We start from the raw sequence: 18628 nt of genomic DNA, 5'->3' as shown, positions 1-18628 counted from the left end.
AGCCCTTCAGCGCTTTTCCGCCCGCTGGCGCATCGCTTTCAAGGTATTGAAGGGCGCATCGACCACGAAGCTATTTGCAAGCCAGGATGGAACGCTACCGCCCGGCTCGGTGTGCGCCTGATAGGTCACTTCCACCTCCCCCGCCCCCTTTGGCACCAGCTTCCAGAAACCGACCACCTGAGTCACCCTGACATAGCCGTCAGCCTCCGGAAGGTACTTCGGCACCCCTTCAAGAATGCGCGTCACGCCTCCATCCGCCGCCAGCTCGGAAGTCACGTGGATCACTGAATCCCGCGGCGTGACCGGCCAGGGCGTATTGAAGCGGGTGTAGGTCCAGCTCTGGGCCCCTTCGTTTTTGAGCAACTTCTGATCCTTGCACTCATGGATCCAGGCGCAGGAACCGGCGACATCCTCCTGCAGGGCACGCAGGGTGGCGATATCAGTTTTCATGGTGGCAACACCGCGGTAGGCCTTGTACTTGGAACCCGGCACCTCACTCAGGAAAACCTTGATGCCGTCTTCGTCCTTGGCCAGCTTCCAGTCCTCGGCATGGGCAACGGATGCCGCCAGCAAACCCAGGGCACAGAGCGCCACAACCTTGATTCTCATGATCTCTCCTTGCTCGAACAGTACCGACCGAAAGCAGGCTGAAAGATTAGGCCGCCGAGGTTGCCTGCTCCCACCAGCCAAGGAGGCGGATGGCATCCTCCCGGCTGTCACCGCAAACCTCGGGATCAGCATCGAAGTCGCCGCACACTGCTGGCCGGCGCGGGTCGCCGAATAGTTGACAGAGGTTCTCAGCGGACAAGTGCAGGCAGCGTTCGCCCGCAGGCTTGCCTGAAGGCATACCGGGCAACGGGGAACTGATGGACGGCGCAATGCAGCAGGCACCGCAGCCGGGGCGGCAGAGCATGATGAAGAACCTCGAACGATAGGATTGGCAGCACGAAGGCGCATTTTACTTGGCCGGAGGCGGTGTTGACACGACCCCGACGACCGATGCCTGATGCTCACGCAGCTCCTCCGGGCTATCGCCCTTGTAGATACGTGCCACGAGCCACCTTTCATGCACTTCCAGCCCCACACGCTGCGGCTCACGCAGATCGAACAACTGATAGGCCGCAGACTGACTGTGGAAAGCTCGCAAGCGCGAGGTGGCGTAGAAGGCCTGGGCGGCGACCGAGCCCCCCTCCTCTACTGGCGAGCTCCCGGCAGCTGGCACAACCATACGCCTACCGGACATGTCGTACGCCCCGGAAGCATCGCCGAAACCGAACACCCGCTCGCCCGCTTCCCGGCGCCAGCTCAGGAAAAGCCGGTTTAAATCTGGATTTTCAAGGGTCACTTCCAGCACCAGGCCACGCTCACCATCATCCACCAAGGCCACCACGTAGCGGCTCAGACTGCCGTCGACGCAGCGCAGGCGCCCTTTCAGCATCAACTTACTCCCCAGGCGCTCGAACGCTTCAAGGCTCTGTTCGCGACAGATCAACTCACGCCGGTCGCGCAGCTCCTGCCCCGGCTTGAGCGAATCAGGCTCAGCCTGCCCGGTACCCGCCGCCAGGAAGCCACCATCGACAGCCCAGAGCACCTTCTCCGGCCGGCTTCGCGGATAAACCACGAACCCCTGGCCACGCCAGGACAGGCGGTAGCGCCCGAAATCGAAATCCCGCGCCGCCGCGAACGCCGGCGGCAGGTGCAGCTCCGCGATCACCGGCTGCTTGCGCGCGACATCAATGCCTCGCAGCGTCGCGATTACAACCCCGAGCAGCACCAGCGCCGCGAATCCCAATCCACGCCAGAAGGCCATGGCTCTCCCCTTTCCTTGAGAATCAGCACCCATTAGGCTTGCGCGTCGCCCTCAACACAGAGCCTCAGATCATGCCGGTATGGATGCAGACCGCCGCCCTGCTCACCCTGTCCAACGTCTTCATGACCTTTGCCTGGTATGGCCACCTGAAGACCCTGAACACCAAACCCTGGGTAATTGCGGCGCTCATCAGCTGGGGCATCGCTTTGTTCGAGTACCTGATCATGGTGCCGGCCAACCGGATCGGCTACACCGAGCTCTCGGTTGGCCAGCTGAAGATCATGCAGGAAGTGATCACCCTGGCGATCTTCGTGCCGTTCAGCGTGCTCTACATGCAACAGCCGTTGAAGCTGGACTACCTCTGGGCGGGGTTATGCCTGCTAGGCGCGGTCTACTTCATTTTCCGCAGCTAGGCGACCTGATCGTCGACCAGGCGTTGTTGGAAATCAGCTCAAAATGCTCATTGACGGTCGTCAACTCCGCTTTCTCCCCGCCTTCCGCCTAGCCTGATTTTTGCTCAGGACGCCGACATCACTCGCTACGCGGGCTTTTTCAGCCTCGCGATCAGGCTGGACGTATCCCAGCGCCCACCCCCCATGGCCTGGACCTCAGCGTAGAACTGGTCAACCAGCGCCGTAACCGGCAGTTGCGCCCCGTTACGCGCCGCCTCATCGAGGACAATGGACAGGTCCTTGCGCATCCAGTCCACGGCAAATCCGAAATCGAAATTGCCCTCCAGCATCGTCTGGTGACGATGTTCCAGCTGCCAGGATTGGGCGGCCCCCTTGCTGATCACCTCCATGGCGCCTTGCGCGTTCAGGCCGGCGCACTGGGCAAAGTGAAGCGCCTCGGCCAGCCCTTGCAGCAGGCCGCCAACACAGATCTGGTTGACCATCTTGGTCAGTTGGCCGCTACCTGCCGGCCCCATATGTCGAATCATCTTGGCGTAGCTGTCGATTACCGGCACGGCGCGGTCGTAGAAAACCCCTTCCCCACCAACCATCACAGACAGCATGCCCGCTTCGGCGCCCGCCTGGCCGCCAGAAACCGGTGCATCGAGGAAGCCCAGCTCGCGCTCGGCAGCCAGCGTGGCCATTTCCCGCGCCACATCCGCCGACGCCGTGGTGTGGTCCACCAGGATCGAGCCGGGTGCCATCCCGGCGAAGGCGCCGTCCTCCCCCAGCAGAACCGCACGCAGATCAGCGTCATTTCCAACGCAGACCATCACGAACTCCGCCCCCTCGGCCGCTTCGCGCGGCGTGGCAAAGGCATCGCCGCCGAACTCGTCGCACCACAGTGAGATCCTGCCCGGCGTGCGGTTGTAAACCCGCACCGAGTGCCCTTCGCAAGCCAGGTGCCCAGCCATATTGAAGCCCATGACCCCCAGACCGATGAACGCTACTTCAGCCATTGTTGTTCTCCTTCGTCGACCTGCGGAAAAGCCTAACACGCAGTTTGCCGCCCCGCGAAAGCACCACCATACTCGGTCCAGGCCGGCCCAGCCGCCCCTATGCCAAGGAGAACCCCATGCCGCACTGGCTGGTCATCGACCTGGAAGCCACCACCGAAGAAGGTGGCTGGCCACTGGAAGAAATGGAAATCATCGAGATAGGCGCCACCCTGGTTCGTGCGGACGGTCATGAGGTGGACCATTTCCAGCGTTTTGTCCGCCCCGCACGCCGTCCCTGCTTGACCGGCTTCTGCCGCCAGCTCACGCATATCAGCCAGGCCAACGTGGACAGTGCCGCACACCTGCCCCAAGTTTGGCAGACCTTCGAGCGCTGGCTCGGCCACCACAGCCCGCGCCTGGCGGGCTGGGCAAGCTGGGGTGACTATGACCGTCGCCAACTGGAGCAAGAGTGGCAATTGCACGGGCTGCACAGCCTCCTGGCCGCCATACCCCATCTGAACCTCAAACAGCGGTTCGCAGATGCGCGTCAGCTAAAGCGCGCGGTAGGCCTGCACACCGCCTTGCAACTGGCTGGCCTGCACTTCCAGGGCCAGCAACACCGAGCCCTCGAAGACGCCCGCAACACCGCACGCCTGCTGCCCCTTGTACTCCCCGCCTGAAGCTTGCGGACCTAGTGACGGCAAAACCGGCCTTGGGCATACTGTCGAGCCCTTTCAGACCCCATCCAGGAGCCCAGCATGTTCAAGGTCAACGAATACTTCGACGGCACCGTCAAATCCATTGCGTTCGGCATGACTGAAGGTCCGGCCACCATCGGCGTGATGGCCGCTGGCGAGTACGAATTCGGCACCAGCCAGCTGGAAGTGATGCACGTCATCGCCGGCGCCCTGACTGTAAAGCTGCCGGGCAGCGACGCCTGGGAAACCTTCGCCTCCGGTAGCAAGTTCACCGTTCCGGCCAACAGCAAATTCCAGCTGAAAGTCGCCCAGGACACCGCTTACCTGTGTGAATACCGCTAAACGTCAGCACAAAAGAAACCGGCCATCAGGCCGGTTTCTTTGTTTCAGGCAGCGCCATTCAGATCAGGTTCGGCTCCATTTCCAGCTCCACGCCAAAGCGCTTGGCAATATCCGCACGAATGCGCTGGGCCAGGTCATGCAGCTGACTCCCCGTTGCTGAGCCGTAGTTGACCAGCACCAGCGCCTGCAGGCGATGGACGCCAACATCACCTTCGCGGAACCCCTTCCAGCCAGCACGCTCGATCAACCAACCAGCGGCCAGCTTGACCTGCCCGTTTGTCTGGGGATAGGCGACCAGATCGGGATATTCGTCACGCAGGTGCTGCGCGAGCTCAGCGCTAATCAGCGGATTCTTGAAGAAACTGCCAGCATTGCCCAGCTCGGCCGGGTCCGGCAGTTTTTCGCTGCGAATGGCGCAGATGGCGCGACTGACATCCTTGGGCGTTGGTGCATCGATGCCTTCGGCCTGCAGGCGCTGGCGCACCGGACCGTAATCCAGATGCAGCTGCGGCGCGCGACTGAGATTGAAGCGCACCCGCAGGATCAGCCAGCGGCCGGTTTCACGCTTGAACAGGCTGTCGCGGTAGGCGAACTGGCAGTCCTCCAGCGCAAACTCGCGCAGCTCGCCGGTTTCCCGGTCCAGCGCGACCAGCCCGACAAACACGTCCTTCAGTTCAACGCCATAGGCACCAATGTTCTGCATGGGCGCAGCCCCCACGGTACCGGGAATCAGGCTGAGGTTTTCCAGCCCCCCCAGGCCCTGCTCCAACGTCCAGAGCACCAGAGGATGCCAAGGCTCGCCGGCTTCGGCCTCCAGCAGCACATTCATTCCGTCATCCGCCAGAACACGCACACCTCGACTGGCCATGCGCAAGACGAAGGCCTCTACATCGCGTGTCAGTAGCAGGTTGCTACCGCCACCGATCACCAGCAGCGGAAGGTCACGCTCGGCCGCCAGGGCGATAGCTTCACGCACCTCGGCGTCGTCATGCGCCTCGGCGAACAACCGCGCCTTAACGTCTACGCCAAAGGTGTTGTACGGCTTTAGGGACAGATATTCGTGCAGGACCAGGCTCACAGGCGCCCCTTGATTTCCAGGATCAGTGCATCGCAGGCCTGCTCCACCAGGTCGAGGACCTGCTCGAAGCCTGCTTCGCCGCCGTAGTAAGGGTCCGGCACCTCGTCCAGCTCAAGCTGGTAGCGGCGCAGGAACAGGTCAAGTTCAGCGGCGGCGTTGCCGGGACGCAAACGATGCAGGTCGGCCAGGTTACTCTCGTCCATCGCCAGGACCAGGTCGAAGTGGCCGAAGTCGTCCACGGCCACCTGGCGCGCGCGCAGCTGGGACAGGTCGTAACCACGACGCTGAGCAGCCACGCGGGTGCGAGCGTCTGGCGCCTTGCCCACGTGCCAGTCACCGGTGCCTGCTGAGTCCACCTGCACCTGCCCGGCGAGCCCGGCCTCACGCAGCTTGTGGCGCAGCACGCCCTCAGCGGTTGGCGAGCGACAGATATTGCCCAGGCAAACGAAGAGCACTCGCATCAGGCCCCCAGCAAGCGCCGGACGCGCTCGAGGTCTTCCGGGGTATCGACGCCGGTGGGCGGCGCCTCAAGTGCATCAGCCACATGGATACGCACGCCGTGCCAGAGCGCACGCAATTGTTCCAGACATTCGGTGTTCTCCAGCCAGCACGGTCCCCAGGCGACGAAGTCGTGGAGGAGGCCAACGCGGTACGCGTAGATGCCGATATGCCGGCGATACGGTACGCCTTCCGGCAGTTGGTCACGGTCGGAAGCGAAAGCATCGCGGGCCCAGGGTAGTGGCGCACGGCTGAAGGTCAGAGCCAGACCGTTGAGGTCGGCGGCCACTTTCACCACATTGGGATTGAACAGCGCCTGCACGTCCTGGATCGGCTCGGCCAGGGTCGCGATGCCAGCTTCCGGGTGCGCGGCCAGGTTAGCCGCCACCTGGTCGATGATAGCCGGCGGGATCAGCGGTTCGTCACCCTGCACGTTGACCACGATGGCGTCATCGGCCAGGCCCAACTGGCTGGCCACTTCGGCCAGGCGATCGGTGCCCGAGTTGTGATCTTCACGGGTCAGCAGCACCTCGGCACCAACGGCCCGGCAAACGTCGACGATGCGCGCATCATCGGTGGCCACTACCACGCGCTGAGCCGCGCTGCGCTTTGCCTGCTCCCAGACGTGCTGGATCATCGGTTTGCCGGCGATATCCTGCAGCGGCTTGCCGGGCAAGCGGGTCGAGGCGTAGCGAGCGGGAATGACGACGGTGAAAGCCTGGGTCATTTGTCCAGACGCTCATCGACATTGAGGGGACGGGCCTCGCCTTCCAGCATTACCGGGATACCGTCGCGTACCGGAAAGGCCAGGGCGTCGGCCTTGCAGATGAGCTCGCTCTTGTCATCGGCCAGCTTCAGCGGCCCTTTGCACAGGGGGCAGGCGAGGATATCGAGAAGTTTCGGGTCCATGGGGCAATCCTTGAGGCGGCAGCCCGAGGGCTACCTGAGGTTAGAAGCGGTCCGGCAGCAGGCGGGCCAGTTGATCGTCGAGCCAGGTGACGAAGGCCGGCGACGGTGTGGCATCGACCACCAGGTACCACCAGTCGGCGGCAGCGAAGGCCCGGCACTTCACCGCATCCTTCTCGGTCATCAGCACGGGCAGCGGCGGCTTGAAATCCAGGGCTTCCGGGCTATAGACCGCGTGATCGGCGAAGGGGTGCGGAATCGGGCGCCAGTTTAGCGCCTCCAGAGTCGTGAAGAAACGCTGAGGGTTGCCGATGCCCGCCACCGCATGCACGGCTTGGCCGGACGGAAAATGCGCCAGCCCCACACGCTCGCCGCTCTGCACGTTGACCAGCACGCCGGGTTGCAGTTTGAAGGAGAAGCCTTCGGCGGAATCGGCCTCGGCGCCATTGCGCAGCACCGCATCCACAGAGTCCAGGCGCTCCGGCGGCTCACGCAAGGGCCCGGCCGGCAGGCAGCGACGATTGCCAAGGCCACGGGCAGCGTCGATCAGCACCAGCTCCAGGTCGCGCCCGAGGCGGTAATGCTGCAAGCCATCGTCGCTGAGGATCAGGTCCAGCTCTTCCTGCTCCAGCAGGGCCTTTACTGCACGGGAACGGTCAGGGTCGATCATCAGGGGCACGCCACTGCGCTGGACAATCAGCAGCGGCTCGTCACCGGCCTGTTCGGTGCCTTGTTCGGCACGCACCCGCCAGGGCAGCTGTGGCGGTTTCGCCCCGTAACCACGACTGACCACGCCAACGCGCAGTCCGCGCGCCCGGCAGTGTTCGATCAGCCAGAGAATCATCGGGGTCTTGCCGGTGCCACCAACGGTAATGTTGCCGACCACGATCAGCGGTACGGGCGGGCGATAGCTGTTGCCCTGCCCCGCCAGGAATGATGCGCGCTTGCGCTTGGCCACCCGACGGTAGAGCCACTCCAGCGGGCTTAGCAGGCCGAGGGCCGGGTGGCCCCGGTACCAGGCGTCCAGCAGACGATCGGAGAAGGCCATCAGGGCTTCTTGGCCGCTTCGGCCTCGACGGTGGTCATTCGCAGGTGACTGAAGCCCAGCTTTCCGGCGGCGTCCATGGCGGTAATCACCGCCTGGTGAGTGGTGCGAGCGTCAGCGGTGATCACCAGCGGCAGGCTGTTGTCGCCCTCCGACTCACGTCCCAGCGCAGAGATCAGGGTCTCCAGGTCGCTCTTCACCAGATTCTGGCCATTGAGCGAATACTGGCCATCGGCGCCAATGGAAAGCTCCAGCGTCTTCAGCTGCGTCTCTTCGGGCGGCGTGCCGCTCACCGCTTCAGGCAGCTCGATCTTCAACTGGTTGGGCTTGCTGAAGGTGGTGGTCACCACGAAGAACAGCAACAGCACGAAGATCACGTCAATCAACGAAGTAAGGTTGAGGAACACCTCTTCGCGGGCGACATTGCCCGCCCTGCGGCGGAACTTCACGCTTTGGCTTCCTCTGCGAAGTCGACTTCGCGATCACCCTGGACCACTTCCACCAGCTTGATCGCTTCCTGCTCCATCGCGACCACCAGTTCGTCGACACGACGCAACAGGTAGCGATGGAAGAACACGGCCGGGATGGCAACGATCAGGCCCGCCGCAGTGGTCACCAGGGCCTTGGCGATGCCGCCGGCCAGGACCGGCGCATTGGCCATGCCGTTCTCCATGAATCCGCCGAAGATTTCGATCATGCCGAAGACCGTACCCAACAGCCCCAGCAACGGCGCCATGGCGGCGATGGTGCCCAGGGCATTGAGGTAGCGCTCCAGTTCATGGATGACCCGGCTGGCAGCTTCCTCGATGCACTCTTTCATGATTTCCCGGCCATGCTTGGAGTTCGCCAGGCCCGCAGCCAGCACTTCACCCAAGGGCGAAGACGCGCGCAACTCCTTGAGCTTCTGGCTGTTCAGTTGCTTGTCCTTGATCTGGCGCCAGACCTGACCCAGCAAATGCGGAGGCGAGACCCGACTGAGACGCAGGGTCCACAGGCGTTCAGCGACAATAGCAGTGGCGGCGATGGAACACAGAATGATCGGCAGCATCATCCAGCCACCGGCTTTGACCAACTCCCACACGGTAGGAAATCCCCTTCGGAAAAGTGGCGCCACTCTAGCATAGGGTCGGGCCTGCGCCGACCGTCGCTGTTCTCATTTTTCCCTCCAGAACACAGACTTTTCTCGCCCGCTTTCGGGCTCGCGATTCGCCCCCAGGCGCAGCAGCAAGTGGCCCTGTTCCGCGGTGTCATGGATATCGGCCGGCAGCGCGCGTATACGCGAAACGACCAGTGGATGCGGGTGACCGTAGGAATTCAGGTGGCCACGGGAGATCAGCACCTTCTCAGGCGCCACGACACGCAGGAAGGCGCTACTGGAAGACGTCCGACTGCCGTGGTGACCGGCCACCAGCCAGCGCGCGACCAGTGGTTGGCCGCTCGCAACCCAAGCCGCTTCGCCACGGATGCCCAGATCGCCGCTGAGCAAAATGCGCTCACCAGCGGCCTCGATCGCCAGTACGCATGAATCGTCGTTACTGTCCCCGGTCAGCGGCGACTGCCAGACCAGGAAGTCCACCCCATCCCAGGTCCAGGCATCCCCCGCCGAACAGCGTTCCGCCCCCAGCTCAGGAGACAGGCGCTCCAATTCGCCAGCCAGCACTCGCTCCACGGCCACCCCCCGCTGCACCGCCAGGGCTCCCCCGGCGTGGTCGGAGTCGGCATGGCTGATCAGCATCAGGTCAAGCCTGGACACCCCCAGGCCGCGCAAGGTCGGCACCACTACCCGCTCACCGATATCGAAGTCACCCCGGCGTGGTCCGGCATCGTAGAGCAGCGCATGCTCGCGGGTGCGCACCAACACCGAAAGTCCCTGCCCCACATCCAGCACCCGCACCTCGGCCTGACCGTGCGCGAAGGGCTCATTCGACGGAAACAGCATCGGCATCAGCAACGCCAGGCCAAGAGCCCGCAGCGGCACACCCGCCGGAGCGATCAGAAGCAGGACGCCTGATGCCCCCAGGAGCCAGGCCCAAAGCGGGACCTGCTCCGGGATCCAGGCGGGTAGCTGCGCCGCCATCCAAGCCAGCATCTGAAACAGAAGGTCCAGTGCGCCTCCAGCCAACCAGAGCAGCGCGTCTCCCACAACAGGAATGCCCAGCAGCAAGGTACCCAGCAGCGCCAGCGGTAATACCACCAGGCTGATCCAGGGCACCGCCACCAGGTTCGCCAATGGACCACTGAGACTGATGGGCAAAGCCAGGGCCAGCAGCAGCGGCGCAAGTCCCAAGCCCATCACCCACTGGGCACGCCACCAGGTATGCCACCAGGGCCAAGCGCCGAGACGGCCGGCGAAGGCCAGGATCAGCAAGACCACTGCACCGAAGGACAACCAGAAACCCGGCTGCAGGATCACCAGTGGCTCCGCTGACAACACGACGCAAAGAGCAACCAGGAGCGGCGTGAGGAAGGCCAGGTGGCGAAAACGCAAACGCCAGAGCAGGACAACGGCGAGCATCACACAGGCCCGCTGCACCGGCACGTCGAAGCCAGCCATCACGCCGTAGCCAAGGCCTCCGGCGAAAGCCATGAAGCAGGCCCAGGGCAGCCAGGGCAGGCGCCGGGGCCAGAGTCCGAATCGCGCAAGCGCCGCGACCACGCTATAGAGCACGCCGGCAAAGAGAGTTATGTGCTGGCCTGAAATCACCATCAGGTGAGTGGTTCCGGTGTCCTGCAGCAGTCGCCAATCCCGATCCTGCAGGCCGGAACCATCGCCCAGCACCAGGGCGGCGAGTCCTCCGGCCCGCCCGTTGGCATCCACTTCCAGCAAACGTTGACGCAGTGCATCACGCCAGGCAACGAGGCCGTCAGCCGGCTGGACACGTTCGCCAGCCTTTACCGAGCCGGTCGCACCTATACGCCGCGCCAGCAACCAGGCTTCGTAATCGAAAGTCGCCGGGTTCACCAAACCCCGCGGCCGCTTGAGACGGACCGCCAGGCGCCAGCGTTCACCCGCGAGCACACGCGGCCCATCGTGCCAGGACAAGCGCAGGCGGCCAGGCAGCTGTGCCCGTGAGGAATGAAGATCGGACAGCTCGAAGCGCACCACACCGTCGGCAGCACTCGGCAAACCGACTACCCGCCCTTCCAGCCAGCGCACCTGGCCATCCAGACGCGAGTCCAATCGGTCATCCAGCGCCCACTGGGCACTCAGACACGCCCAGCCAAGGCCGAGGAGAAAGAGGCCGGGGCGCCAGGCGCGTGACATCAGCAACCCGAAACCGAGAACCAGCTGGAAATAGAGCCACCAGACAGGCGGCAGACTGGGTATCCAACGCAGTAGAAGAAGGCCGACGGCAAGCGTCGCCAGACCCGACACCATGGGTATCCAACTCCCTTTCCCTGGGATGAAAAGCGCGGCAACATCCTGTGCCACCCTGCACGGGTCGATCCGACCGGTGCAATTCCCGTTAAACTTGCCGACACAATCTGACCCGGCGCTGTCATTTCCGGGTGTGCATAATACCCGGCGCTTTCGTCCGCCAGAGACCGCTCATGCCGCGTCGCATCTTCAAACGCTACATGCCGAATCCGGACACTATCAGGGAACACAAGTCCCTGCGTTTTCTCGGCACGCTCATCCATGACCCGAACCTCTGGCACCTCAATCGCCACTCGGTCGCCCGCGCCATGGCCATGGGTCTGTTCGCGGCGTTCGTCCCCATTCCCATGCAGATGCTGCTGGCCGCCGGCCTGGCTATCGCGGTGCGCGCTAACCTGCCGATCTCGGTAGGCCTGGTCTGGCTGACCAACCCCATCACCATGCCGCCGGTCTTCTACTGCACCTACAAGATGGGGGCCTGGATCATGCAGATTTCTCCGCGCGCCCTACCCGATGAACTGACCTGGGAATGGATCACCCAGGAACTTTCCACGCTCTGGCAGCCATTTCTCCTAGGCTCGCTGGTCTGCGGCGTATTGGTCGGGGCACTGGCCTACATGCTGACCATGCTCTATTGGCGTTGGTGGGTTGGCCATAGCTGGCGCAAGCGCCAGAAAGCGCGCCGAGAAACCAGCCGCTGAAGTAAACATCCACGTTCGTAAAACATGGACTTGCCTTTGGCTCCTATAAGGGGGCATCGCGGATTCATTCGGGCTCCTACAGACAATCCGACTTCATCCTGTACACCAGGCATTTCGATCGTCACAGGCAGAGCCGATGACGCATGACCCCGCATTCCGACATGAAAAACGCCGCTTCGAAAGCGGCGTTTTTATTTGCGGTCACAGCCGATTACTCGTAGCGCAAGGCCTCGGCTGGCTGGGTCTGCGCCGCTCGCCACGCCGGATAGAGGGTGGCCAGGAAGCTCAGCACGAGGGCAGCGGTGCAGATCAACATCACATCACCGAGTTGCAGTTCGGACGGCAGGTAGCTCACGAAGTAAACGTCTGAGCTGAAGATCTGCCGACCGCTGGCACGCTCCAGGGCGGCGATCCACTGACTGACGTTGAGCGCGGTGATGACACCCAGAACAGTACCGATCAGAGTACCGATGACACCGATCACACTGCCTTGAACCATGAACACGGCCATGATCTGCCGCGGCGTCGCCCCCAAAGTGCGGAGGATCGCGATATCCGCGCGCTTGTCGGCCACAACCATGATCAGCGTGGCGATGATGTTGAAGGCAGCCACGGCCACGATCAGCAGCAGGAGCAGGCCGATCATGGTCTTTTCCATCTTCATGGCGCTGAACAGGCTGCCCTGGGTGTGAGTCCAGTCATCTGCACGGTAGCCCTGCCCCAGCTCTGCGGCGATCTGCTTCGACACCTCCGGTGCCAGGAACAAATCCTTAAGGGCAATCCGTACGCTTTGCACCTGCCCTTCCGGCAGACGCTGGATAGCCGACGCATCAGCAATGTTGATCAACGCCAGGGAGCTGTCCAGCTCGGCGCCAACCTTGAAGACGCCTACCACATTGAGGCGTTGCATGCGCGGGGTGATGCCGCCTGGCGCACTGCTCACCTCGGGGACGATCAGGGTCAGTTTGTCACCGACGTTGAGTCGGAAACGCCGCGCGGTGATCTCGCCGATGACGATGCCGGATTCGCCAGGCTTCAGGGCATTCAGGTCACCCTGAACCATGTGCTTGCCGATAATGGAAACCTTGGGCTCCTCGGCTGGATCGACACCGTTGATCTGCACCGGCTGCATCATGCCCTTGTAGGACAGCATGCCTTCCAGCTCGGCGAAGGGCACCGCCCCCACCACCTCCGGGTGCTTCATCGCTGCATCGGCCACCCGGCGCCAATCCTCCAAGGGCTGCTCCGCGCTCAGGGTGGCGTGGGAAACCATGCCGAGGATGCGCGAGCGCATCTCCTTCTGGAAACCGTTCATCACCGAGAGCACCACGATCATGGCGAGCACGCCCAGCGCCAGACCGATCATCGAGGTCAGCGAGATAAAGGAAATGAAGTGGTTACGGCGTTTGGCGCGGGTATAGCGCGTGCCGATGAAGATCGGAAGAGGTCTGAACATCTCAGGCAGCCACCAGTCGGCCGTCTTCAAGGCGCAGCGCCCGATCCATCTGGCGGGCCAGTTGCAAATCGTGAGTCACCACCAGGAACGCGGTCTGCACAGAGCCGCTCAGCTCGAGCATCAGATCCTGGATGCCATGGGCTGTGTGCTGGTCGAGGTTACCCGTAGGCTCGTCGAGCAGCACCAGGGCCGGGTTATTGACCAGGGCACGTGCGATGGCCACGCGCTGACGCTCACCGCCAGAGAGCTCTGCCGGTTTGTGCGACAGGCGATGGCCCAGCCCCACGCGCTCCAGCAGTGCGGTGGCTCGCTGGCGCGCTTCGCCAATGGCAGTACGACCAATCAGAAGCGGCATGCAGACGTTCTCCAGGGCGGTGAACTCCGGCAGCAGGTGGTGGAACTGGTAAACGAAACCCAAGGCACGGTTTCGCAGCAGGCCACGGGCCGTCTCGCTGAGGGCGGACAGTTCCTCGCCAGCCAGCCAGACACTCCCTTTGCTCGGGGTATCCAGCCCGCCCAGCATGTTCAGCAGAGTGCTCTTGCCGGAGCCGGAGCTGCCGACAATGGCCACTCGCTCTCCCGGATGCAGCTCCAGCTCAACGCCCGACAGCACCTCGACAGACTGAGGGCCTTCGTCGTAGCTCTTGCCCAGATTGCGGCAACTCAGGACTGCCTTGTTACTCATAGCGCAAAGCCTCTGCTGGCTGGGTGCGGGCGGCACGCCAGGCGGGATAAAGGGTGGCAAGGAAGCTCAGGACCAGCGCGGCCGAACAGACCAGCACCACGTCCTCGACCATCAGCTGGGATGGCAGGTAATCGATGAAATAGACCTCGGCACTGAGGAACTTGTGCCCCATCAGGCGTTCCAGCAGGGCAATGGCATCGCTCACCTTCAGCGCCGCGAGAACGCCCAGTACACCGCCGATGGCGGTGCCGACGACGCCGATTACCGTGCCCTGGACCATGAAGATGCCCATGATCTGCCTGGGCGTGGCGCCAAGGGTGCGCAGGATGGCGATGTCACCGCGCTTGTCGGTCACTACCATCACCAGGGTGGAAATGATGTTGAAGGCGGCGACGGCCACGATCAGCAGCAGGAGCAGGCCGATTATGGCCTTCTCCATCTTGATTGCTTGGTAGAGGTTGCCGTGGGTACGGGTCCAGTCCCGGGCATAGAAGTCTTCGCCCTTCAACTCGCCAGCGATCTGCCAGGCCAACTGGGGCGCCTGGAACAGATCATCGAGCTTCAGGCGCAGCCCCTGCACCTGGTCGGGCCGCCAGCGCTTTAGGCGGGCGACGTCGGACAGGTTGGCGATGGCCAGGAAGCCATCCAGTTCGCCCGCGCCGACGTGGAAGATACCGACCACGGTGAAGCGCTTCATGCGCGGAAAGACGCCGGCTGGGGTCACCGCCACTTCGGGGAGCACGAAGGTGACCTTGTCACCCATGCCTACGCCCAGCTTGCTGGCGGCGCGGTCGCCGATGACGATGCCGAATTCACCGGGCTTCAGGGCGGCCAGGCTGCCCTGGCGGAAGAAGTCGCCGATGATGGAAACCTTGGACTCTTCCTGCGGGTCCACGGCGTTGACCAGCACCTTCTGCACCTTGCCGTCGGCGGTCAGCAGCCCCTGCACCTGCGTGTAGGGCGCCACGGCCTTCACTTCGGGATGACGGACAACATCTTCGGCCAGCTTGCGCCAGTCGTTGATTGGCACCGCGGACTCCACGGTGGCGTGGGGCACCATGCCCAACACGCGGGTGCGCATCTCGTGATCGAAGCCGTTCATGACCGACAGCACCAGGATCATGACCAGCACGCCGAGTGCCAGACCGATCATGGAAGTCAGGGAAATGAAGGAGACGAAGTAGTTGCGGCGCTTGGCGCGCGTGTACCGGGCGCCTATATACAGGGACAGCGGTCTGAACATGGAAGTGGAGTTCGCTGGCGAAAGAAGGGACGTCCTTGTGGCGGGGCTTGGCAAGCAGCGTTTACACTCAAATTCTGTTCGTGATCTGCTGCGGCGCCCCGGGCGACGCAAACGGACTTGCAAATACGGAACAGCTCTTCGACCACCACTGCTGCCATGGGTTCGCCATGTCGACACGAGACGCGGATGACCGCCGCGAATACTACCGCATCGAAGATACGATCGCACTGGAATTTCGCCCGCTGAAACAGGGCGAAACAGCTGATGGAAGCGGCGTGGACAGTGCTTCGCAGCTGTTCAATCTCCTCAGCGAATTGCATCTTATGGACTTCGAATCCCAGCACTTGTTGCGGCATATCCATGAGCGCGATCGGACGCTGGCCAGCTACCTCAAGGTCATCAACAAGCGCATCGATCTGCTTGGCCAAGCCGTGGCCCACAGCCTATTGCGCGACATAGGCCCGGCACGCCAAGTCACCCTGTCCGAAGGCGGCATCGGCTTCAGCAGCGCCCAATCCATCGAGCTGGGCACCCACCTGGCGATCAAGATCGTTCTGATGCCACAGGCCCTCGGCCTGATGCTGCGCGCAGTGGTGATCCACAGCCAGCCCCGTGATGACGGTCAGTTCGAGATCGGTACTGAGTTCGAGGCACTGACCGACGCTCAGCGTCAGTTGTTGGCACGGCACATTCTGCAAAAGCAGGCCCAGCAGCGACGCCAGGCTCGCGAACGCTCCTCCCCTACTCCCTGAGACCCTCGCATGATGCGCCCCGGCCTGTTGCTGACCTGTCTTCTCCTCGCACTGCCCGTTGGTGCCGAAACCATCGAAATTCCCGTTGGCAATCAGGGCGACAAAGGTGTTTCGCTACCAGCTCGCGGCGAGAGCCAGCGCAGCGTTCTGCAGCGTTTCGGTCTGCCCGACGAAGAACATGCTGCGGTGGGCAAGCCACCCATCAGTCGCTGGGACTACCGCGATTTCTCGGTCTATTTCGAAAGCGGACGCGTCATCGACAGCGTCCGCCACCATCAACCCAGAGCACCAAGGGAATAAACGTGACCCTGATCTACGGCCATCGAGGCGCCAAGGGCGAATGCCCTGAAAACACCCTGGCCAGCTTCCGGCAATGCCTATCACATGGTGTGAAGCGTTGCGAGCTGGACCTGCACCTGTCTCGTGACGGCGAGCTGATGGTGATCCACGACCCCAGTCTGAAACGCACCACTGGCCGTCGCGGCAAAGTGGCGGAGCATGACGCCGAGGAGCTGGTGACCTATGACGCCAGACTGGGTGGCCCGGGCTGGCAACAGCCCTGCCCCATCCCGCGGCTGGCGACCTTGTTCGAGCATTGCGACTTCGAACACTGGCAACTGGAGGTGAAGAGCGCCTCACGGGTGCGAGCGGCGCGAACCGTGCTGGCGATCCAGGAACTGGCCGAACGCTACGGCGTGACGGACAAGGTGACGGTCACCTCAAGCTCGCGGGAGGTACTGCGCGCGCTTAACAGGCTGACGCCAAAGCTGTCTCGTGGCTTGGTGGCCGAGTATGCCTGGCTGGACCCGTTGAAAGTGGCCAAGCACCACGGCTGCAACCTGCTGGCGTTGAACTGGACGCTATGCACCCCGGAGCGCCTGCTACGCGCACAAAAGGAAGGGTTGCACGTCTCTGTCTGGACGGTCAACGAACCGGCGTTGATGCGCCGCCTCGCCGATTTCGGTGCGGACAGCATCATCACCGACTTCCCCGGTCTGGCGAGCGCGACCGTCGGGATGCGCTGAGCCATAAAGAAGAACCGGCCGCGAGGGCCGGTTCTTCATTCATGGCGTCGCCTGATCAGAAGCTCTCCCGGTTCGGCCAGCGCCACAGGCGCGGATCGCCGAGAGGGTCCTCCCCGGCCGGCTCAGGCACCCGGCCGGTGCCGCTCAAAAAAGCCGGTTGAGGCCGTCGAACGCCGCCACCCGGTAGGCTTCAGCCATGGTCGGGTAGTTGAAGGTCGTATTGATGAAGTACTTGATGGAGTTCGCCTCGCCCTTCTGGTTCATGATCGCTTGGCCAATGTGCACGATTTCCGAGGCCTGGTAGCCGAAGCAGTGTACGCCGAGAATCTCCAGGGTCTCTCGGTGGAACAGGATCTTCAGCATCCCTACCGGCTCATGGGAGATTTGCGCACGCGCCATACCCTTGAAGAAGGCCTTGCCCACTTCGTAGGGGATCTTCGCCTGGGTCAGCTCCTTCTCGTTCTTGCCGATAGAGCTGATCTCCGGAATGGTGTAGATGCCGGTGGGCACATCGTCGACGAAGCGCCAGCTATCGTTCTCAACCGCGCTACCGGCTGCCGAGCGCCCCTGGTCGGCGGCGGCGCTGGCCAGACTCGGCCAACCGATCACGTCACCGGCGGCAAAGATGTTGCTGACCTCGGTACGGTAGTACTGGTCGACATTGATCTGGCCGCGACTGTTGACCTTGATGCCAATGTTCTCCAAGCCCAGCTTGTCGGTGTTGCCGGTACGGCCGTTGCACCAGAGCAGGCAGTCGGCCTTGATCTTCTTGCCGGACTTGAGGTGCAGGATCACACCGTTCTCCAGGCCCTCGATGCGCTCGTACTCCTCGTTGTGGCGGATCAGCACGTTGTTGTTGCGCAGGTGGTAGCTGAGAGCGTCGGAGATTTCGTCGTCGAGGAAGCTGAGCAACTGGTCACGGTTGTCGATCAGGTCCACCAGCACGCCCAGACCGCTGAAGATCGACGCATACTCGGAGCCGATCACCCCGGCACCGTAAATGATGATGCGGCGCGGTGTATGGGTGAGGCTGAGAATGGTGTCGCTGTCGTAGATGCGCGGATGGTTGAAGTCGACATCTGCCGGGCGATAGGGGCGCGAGCCCGTGGCGACGATGACCTGCTTGGCCACCAGCTTTTCCACCACACCGCTGGCGCAGACGACCTCCACGGTTTGCTCGTCGGCGAAGCTGGCGGTGCCAAAGAACACGTCTACACGGTTGCGCGCGTAAAAGCCGGTGCGCGAGGCCACTTGCTTGGCGATCACCCGCTCCGCGCTCTTCAGCACGTCAGGGAAGGAGAACCAACGCGGTTCACCAATCTGGCGGAACAGCGGGTTGGTGTTGTACTGCATGATCTGCCGTACCGAGTGACGCAGGGCCTTGGACGGGATGGTGCCCAAGTGGGTGCAGTTGCCGCCGACCAACGGGCGGTTGTCCACTACCGCAACCTTGCGCCCGGCCTTGGCAGCGTTCATCGCCGCCCCCTCACCCGCCGGGCCGGAACCCAGCACCACTACGTCGTAGTTGTAGACAGCCATGCTTACTCCTCATAACGGGCCGGGGGGGGGCGGGGGGGGCCCCCCCCCGGGGAGCGCGGGGCGGGGGAGCGCGGTGAGTGA

The 18628-nt window shown here is 63.1% G+C and carries 23 protein-coding genes; 7 read left to right on the top strand and 16 right to left on the bottom strand.

Annotated elements, in window-relative coordinates:
* Positions 1-6: 6 nt before the first annotated feature.
* Genes AAHM40_RS17300 through AAHM40_RS17290 form a run of 3 tightly spaced genes read right to left on the bottom strand, consistent with a single transcriptional unit; the run spans position 7 to position 1810 of the window.
* Entirely contained in the window at positions 7-609 is a 603-nt protein-coding gene (locus tag AAHM40_RS17300; RefSeq protein ID WP_342245750.1) for an START domain-containing protein, read from the bottom strand.
* Positions 610-655: 46 nt separating this feature from the next.
* Complete coding sequence (locus AAHM40_RS17295) at positions 656-913, bottom strand: YkgJ family cysteine cluster protein (RefSeq protein WP_280283266.1); 258 nt, start codon at positions 911-913, stop codon at positions 656-658.
* Between the two features lie 45 nt (positions 914-958).
* Positions 959-1810 (bottom strand): hypothetical protein, encoded by an 852-nt coding sequence (locus AAHM40_RS17290; protein WP_342245749.1) that lies wholly within the window; start codon positions 1808-1810, stop codon positions 959-961.
* Positions 1811-1881: 71 nt separating this feature from the next.
* Between AAHM40_RS17290 and AAHM40_RS17285 the strand changes: the two genes are divergently transcribed.
* Complete coding sequence (locus AAHM40_RS17285) at positions 1882-2223, top strand: DMT family protein (RefSeq protein WP_280283264.1); 342 nt, start codon at positions 1882-1884, stop codon at positions 2221-2223.
* Between the two features lie 125 nt (positions 2224-2348).
* Here AAHM40_RS17285 and AAHM40_RS17280 read toward each other — a convergent pair whose 3' ends face one another.
* Positions 2349-3221, bottom strand: coding sequence for an NAD(P)-dependent oxidoreductase (locus AAHM40_RS17280; RefSeq protein ID WP_342245748.1), 873 nt, complete (start codon positions 3219-3221; stop codon positions 2349-2351).
* A gap of 116 nt (positions 3222-3337) precedes the next feature.
* Here AAHM40_RS17280 and AAHM40_RS17275 point away from each other — a divergent pair, with 116 nt between their 5' ends.
* Both AAHM40_RS17275 and ppnP read left to right on the top strand, forming a co-directional pair.
* On the top strand, positions 3338-3880 hold the full coding sequence (locus tag AAHM40_RS17275) for an exonuclease domain-containing protein (protein WP_342245747.1): 543 nt from the start codon (positions 3338-3340) through the stop codon (positions 3878-3880).
* Between the two features lie 78 nt (positions 3881-3958).
* Complete coding sequence (ppnP, locus tag AAHM40_RS17270; RefSeq protein ID WP_342245746.1) at positions 3959-4240, top strand: pyrimidine/purine nucleoside phosphorylase; 282 nt, start codon at positions 3959-3961, stop codon at positions 4238-4240.
* A gap of 58 nt (positions 4241-4298) precedes the next feature.
* Here ppnP and murB read toward each other — a convergent pair whose 3' ends face one another.
* From murB to AAHM40_RS17230, 8 genes are all read right to left on the bottom strand, one after another.
* Complete coding sequence (gene murB / locus AAHM40_RS17265; protein WP_342245745.1) at positions 4299-5318, bottom strand: UDP-N-acetylmuramate dehydrogenase; 1020 nt, start codon at positions 5316-5318, stop codon at positions 4299-4301.
* A complete protein-coding gene (locus tag AAHM40_RS17260) occupies positions 5315-5779 on the bottom strand; it encodes a low molecular weight protein-tyrosine-phosphatase (RefSeq protein WP_342245744.1) in 465 nt (154 codons plus the stop codon). The genes murB and AAHM40_RS17260 overlap by 4 nt, the downstream gene beginning before the upstream one ends.
* Positions 5779-6543 carry a 3-deoxy-manno-octulosonate cytidylyltransferase gene (gene kdsB, locus AAHM40_RS17255; RefSeq protein WP_342245743.1) on the bottom strand — a complete coding sequence of 255 codons (765 nt, stop codon included), beginning with the start codon at positions 6541-6543 and terminating at the stop codon, positions 5779-5781. Before kdsB ends, AAHM40_RS17260 begins: the two co-directional genes overlap by 1 nt.
* Positions 6540-6725 carry a Trm112 family protein gene (locus tag AAHM40_RS17250; protein ID WP_280283257.1) on the bottom strand — a complete coding sequence of 62 codons (186 nt, stop codon included), beginning with the start codon at positions 6723-6725 and terminating at the stop codon, positions 6540-6542. Before AAHM40_RS17250 ends, kdsB begins: the two co-directional genes overlap by 4 nt.
* 40 nt (positions 6726-6765) lie before the next feature.
* A complete protein-coding gene (gene lpxK, locus AAHM40_RS17245; RefSeq protein ID WP_342245742.1) occupies positions 6766-7770 on the bottom strand; it encodes a tetraacyldisaccharide 4'-kinase in 1005 nt (334 codons plus the stop codon).
* Positions 7770-8216 carry an ExbD/TolR family protein gene (locus AAHM40_RS17240; protein WP_280283255.1) on the bottom strand — a complete coding sequence of 149 codons (447 nt, stop codon included), beginning with the start codon at positions 8214-8216 and terminating at the stop codon, positions 7770-7772. Before AAHM40_RS17240 ends, lpxK begins: the two co-directional genes overlap by 1 nt.
* Positions 8213-8848, bottom strand: a complete 636-nt coding sequence (locus AAHM40_RS17235) for a MotA/TolQ/ExbB proton channel family protein (protein ID WP_028629450.1) — start codon at positions 8846-8848, stop codon at positions 8213-8215. Before AAHM40_RS17235 ends, AAHM40_RS17240 begins: the two co-directional genes overlap by 4 nt.
* Before the next feature lie 72 nt (positions 8849-8920).
* Positions 8921-11146 (bottom strand): DNA internalization-related competence protein ComEC/Rec2, encoded by a 2226-nt coding sequence (locus AAHM40_RS17230; protein WP_342245741.1) that lies wholly within the window; start codon positions 11144-11146, stop codon positions 8921-8923.
* A gap of 173 nt (positions 11147-11319) precedes the next feature.
* Here AAHM40_RS17230 and AAHM40_RS17225 point away from each other — a divergent pair, with 173 nt between their 5' ends.
* On the top strand, positions 11320-11847 hold the full coding sequence (locus tag AAHM40_RS17225; protein ID WP_137822482.1) for a DUF2062 domain-containing protein: 528 nt from the start codon (positions 11320-11322) through the stop codon (positions 11845-11847).
* A 211-nt stretch (positions 11848-12058) separates the two neighbouring features.
* Here AAHM40_RS17225 and AAHM40_RS17220 read toward each other — a convergent pair whose 3' ends face one another.
* Genes AAHM40_RS17220 through AAHM40_RS17210 form a run of 3 tightly spaced genes read right to left on the bottom strand, consistent with a single transcriptional unit; the run spans position 12059 to position 15231 of the window.
* Positions 12059-13303 carry a lipoprotein-releasing ABC transporter permease subunit gene (locus AAHM40_RS17220; RefSeq protein ID WP_342245740.1) on the bottom strand — a complete coding sequence of 415 codons (1245 nt, stop codon included), beginning with the start codon at positions 13301-13303 and terminating at the stop codon, positions 12059-12061.
* 1 nt (position 13304) lies between these two features.
* Entirely contained in the window at positions 13305-13988 is a 684-nt protein-coding gene (gene lolD, locus AAHM40_RS17215) for a lipoprotein-releasing ABC transporter ATP-binding protein LolD (RefSeq protein ID WP_342245739.1), read from the bottom strand.
* A complete protein-coding gene (locus tag AAHM40_RS17210) occupies positions 13981-15231 on the bottom strand; it encodes a lipoprotein-releasing ABC transporter permease subunit (RefSeq protein ID WP_342245738.1) in 1251 nt (416 codons plus the stop codon). Before AAHM40_RS17210 ends, lolD begins: the two co-directional genes overlap by 8 nt.
* Positions 15232-15398: 167 nt before the next feature.
* Here AAHM40_RS17210 and AAHM40_RS17205 point away from each other — a divergent pair, with 167 nt between their 5' ends.
* Genes AAHM40_RS17205 through AAHM40_RS17195 form a run of 3 tightly spaced genes read left to right on the top strand, consistent with a single transcriptional unit; the run spans position 15399 to position 17008 of the window.
* Positions 15399-15983, top strand: a complete 585-nt coding sequence (locus AAHM40_RS17205; RefSeq protein ID WP_342245737.1) for a PilZ domain-containing protein — start codon at positions 15399-15401, stop codon at positions 15981-15983.
* A gap of 9 nt (positions 15984-15992) precedes the next feature.
* Positions 15993-16283 carry a phosphodiesterase gene (locus tag AAHM40_RS17200; protein ID WP_342245736.1) on the top strand — a complete coding sequence of 97 codons (291 nt, stop codon included), beginning with the start codon at positions 15993-15995 and terminating at the stop codon, positions 16281-16283.
* Positions 16284-16285: 2 nt separating this feature from the next.
* A complete protein-coding gene (locus AAHM40_RS17195; RefSeq protein WP_342245735.1) occupies positions 16286-17008 on the top strand; it encodes a glycerophosphodiester phosphodiesterase in 723 nt (240 codons plus the stop codon).
* Positions 17009-17152: 144 nt separating this feature from the next.
* On the opposite strand, the gene sthA is transcribed toward AAHM40_RS17195, so the two are convergent.
* Positions 17153-18547: a Si-specific NAD(P)(+) transhydrogenase gene (gene sthA, locus AAHM40_RS17190; protein ID WP_342245734.1), complete on the bottom strand. Its 1395-nt coding sequence runs from the start codon at positions 18545-18547 to the stop codon at positions 17153-17155.
* Positions 18548-18628 lie beyond the last annotated feature (81 nt).

The sequence above is a fragment of the Pseudomonas sp. OTU5201 genome (assembly GCF_038440135.1).
Lineage (GTDB): Bacteria > Pseudomonadota > Gammaproteobacteria > Pseudomonadales > Pseudomonadaceae > Metapseudomonas > Metapseudomonas resinovorans.
This window is presented reverse-complemented; position numbering and strand designations above follow the sequence as displayed.